Annotated in this window: 2 protein-coding genes; both read left to right on the forward strand. The window is 61.2% G+C overall.

What is annotated here, in order from left to right; translation table 11 throughout:
- Positions 1–265 precede the first annotated feature (265 nt).
- Positions 266–1,654 carry a DUF4403 family protein gene (locus IVA92_RS16625; protein ID WP_247473149.1) on the forward strand — a complete coding sequence of 463 codons (1,389 nt, stop codon included), beginning with the start codon at positions 266–268 and terminating at the stop codon, positions 1,652–1,654.
- Between the two features lie 16 nt (positions 1,655–1,670).
- The gene (locus tag IVA92_RS16630) at positions 1,671–2,873 is read left to right on the forward strand and encodes an alpha/beta fold hydrolase (protein WP_247276187.1); all 1,203 of its coding nucleotides are present in this window, start codon (positions 1,671–1,673) and stop codon (positions 2,871–2,873) included.
- The last annotated feature ends 80 nt before the right edge of the window (positions 2,874–2,953 follow it).

Consider the following 2,953-nt stretch of genomic DNA (forward strand, 5'->3'; position numbering starts at 1 on the left):
GGGGCTCATCTTGAAGTTGCCTCTGATGTTCTCAAGCGCGTGGGGATCGGCCTAACACCTGACGGAACGGATAATGGCTGATTGCCGGTGTCTGCCGGGTCCGAAGCAGCATGCGTCGTTCCCCCTGGCGGACAGGACCGTTAGCACTCGCCCGCCCACCGAATGCTGCTGTGGTTCTGGTTTTCCTTGAAGCTGGAGCACTAGAATGATGTTTCCATCATGGTCATATGGGCCGGAATGCTTTTCGATAGCTAGCAGATCACACATGGATATCGTCGGCCTAGGTGCACTCCTTGTCTTAGTGCTCCCGTCGATCGCGTTCGCCGCTGAGAAGCCGGCATATAGCCCGGACGCTGCAACGCCACTCGTAACGACTTCACGCATCTCTGCGACGGTCGAGCTCGGGCTGCCGGCTCTCGCTGCAGCGATCGAGCGGGACATTCCAAAGCGGCTTGCCACCATCGACGAACGCATCAACTGCGTTCATCGTCATGTTTTCATCTTCCGGGTCAACGCCAACTGCGACGTATGGGGATTTGTCGACCGGACTAGCCCGGTCTCGCTGTATGGCCGGGGCGATCGCGTCTTCGGCGCGGTCTCCATACATGGTGCTGCCGAAGGTCAGGGAGCTAATCGGTTCACGGCGCGCATCCGGGGCGAGACCGAGGCACGCGCGACGATCGAGGTTGAAGCGCGCCCCGAGCTGCGCAGGGATGGATCGCTCCAGCTCAACATCAGCGACTCGTTCCACTGGAGTGAGCATCCCTACCTTCACGTGCTGGGTCGCGAGTTTGACCTTGCCCCCTATGTCGAGCCCAATATTCGAACCCAGCTGGGCCGCATCCGGTCGCGCGCGCTGGCCGCGGCGCGGGCACTCGACCTGCACGGCAAGGCCGAGACGGCATGGCGTCACGCGTTTGACCCCATTAAAATCTCGAAGGATCCGCCGATCTGGCTGCAGCTGATCCCGCAGACCGCGGCGTTCGCGGGTGTCCGCGCCGATGGCAAGGTATTGTGGGGATCGCTTGAACTTACCGGCTCCGCCGAAACTCTAATCGGGCAGCAGCCGCCAGCTGTCACGGCAACGGCTCTCCCGCCGCTCGGCGCCGCGGTGGCTGAGCCGGGCACCTTCGATGTCATTCTTCCCGTGCGCATCAACTACGAGGCGGTCAAGGAAAAGGTAAGCCAGGCAATTGCAGCCGTTCCGGCGCAGAACACGTCCGTGCGCGAGGTTCAGATCTACCCGTCCTCGGGCAAACTCGTGGTCGGCCTTCGCATAGCAAAGAGCTCCGACGCCGATCCCAACGCGGGTCAATGGATCTATCTTTCGGCCCAGCCAAACGTCGATGCCGACAATAGGACCTTTGGCCTTTCCGAAATTGGCCTGACGACCTCGTCAGAGGACAGCCAGATTGGATCTGCCGTGCAACAGCTCGCGGCGCAATTGAAGAATGGCTCTAATCTCGACTACGGCATTTCCTACCAAAACCTGCTCATGGCTGCGAAGGAACGCTTGACGCGCCCGCTGAAGGACGGCTTTCGCATGGAGGGCCACCTTGACTCCGCAAGGCTTGGAAAAGTGCACTTGCTGCGCGAAGGCATCCTGATTGCCCTTCATGCCAGCGGCGGTCTGAAGATAGTTTACGGACTGTAAGCACGTGAGCTCGACCATGCGATACTTCACCAGCAATCTCTTTGGTGGCTGGCCGCGCAGGTGGATGTCGACCGCGCTCATCGCCACGGCTGTGCTTGGCCTTCCGGGAATAGCGTCGGGCCAGACGACATTTTATGATGCGCCGGAATCGTTGCTCAACGGCGCCCCGGGCACCTTAGTGCGGCAGGAGCCGATGGACGGTGCTCCGCTCGGCGCCTCCACTTATCGCGTGCTCTATCGCTCGACGGGGCTGAACGGTCGGCCGGTCTTTGTGTCCGGCGTCGTCATCGTTCCGCAAGGCACGCCCGCGCTCGGCGGACGTCCGATCGTTGCTTGGGCACATCCGACTTCGGGTATCGTCCCGCGTTGCGCCCCATCGCTCGCCATTTTTCTGTTTCAGCAGATCCAGGGACTTCGCTCGATGATCTCCCGTGGCTTCGTCGTTGCGGCGACCGATTATCCAGGGCTCGGTACGCCGGGCCCGCATGCTTACCTGGTCGGTGAGAGCGAAGGTCGAGCCGTGATTGATATTGTGCGCGCGGCACGCTCCGTTCCCCGCGCAGGCGATGGCAAGGACTTCACGGTTTGGGGGCATTCACAAGGCGGGCAGGCCGCGCTCTTCGCCGGGATGATCGCAAACGCCTACGCTCCTGAGCTGAAGCTTCTCGGTGTCGCTGCAGCGGCCCCGGCAACGGACCTCGTGAAGCTGATGAGCGACGACATCAACACGATCGGCGGCAAGAACATCACAGCGATGACGCTTTGGTCGTGGCACCGAGTCTACGGAGCCGCCATAGACAACGTCGTCGATCCGCGCGCCATGCCTGCAATCGACAGGCTGGCGCAAGAATGCATCGAAGGCCCTTTCGACCTGATCGTCAGGCAGAGGACAGGGCGGCCACTCGAGCAATATTTCCTGACCGTGCAAGATCCGAGCAAGGCAGAACCTTGGCGATCGCTTCTCGAACAGAACAGCACCAGGGTGCTCTCCCCTGAGATCCCCATCTTTCTTGCGCAGGGGGCCAACGACCAGGTCATCCAGTCCGCGGTCACGCAGGCCTACATGGACAAGTTGTGCAAAGCCGGCAGCAAGGTCAGGATGGTGATGTTGCCCGGTATCGGCCACGGACGCGCAGCCCAGGCGAGCGCGATGGCGGCGGTAAATTGGATGACTGACCGCTTCACCGGAAAAAGACCTCCTGACGATTGCGTCAGATAGAGCTTGCCCAGAACGCCAAAGGAATTAGCCATCGGCTCTTTGGCTTCGGCTTCAACGTGCGGCGCTGTTCCAATTTTCGG

Source organism: Bradyrhizobium sp. 154 (assembly GCF_023073875.1).
Lineage (GTDB): Bacteria > Pseudomonadota > Alphaproteobacteria > Rhizobiales > Xanthobacteraceae > Bradyrhizobium.

Bases quoted from the DNA above. Each gene is read 5' to 3' on its own strand.
- IVA92_RS16625 (WP_247473149.1), top strand. From the start codon at position 266: ATGGATATCGTCGGCCTAGGTGCACTCCTTGTCTTAGTGCTCCCGTCG.
- IVA92_RS16630 (WP_247276187.1), top strand. From the start codon at position 1,671: ATGCGATACTTCACCAGCAATCTCTTTGGTGGCTGGCCGCGCAGGTGG.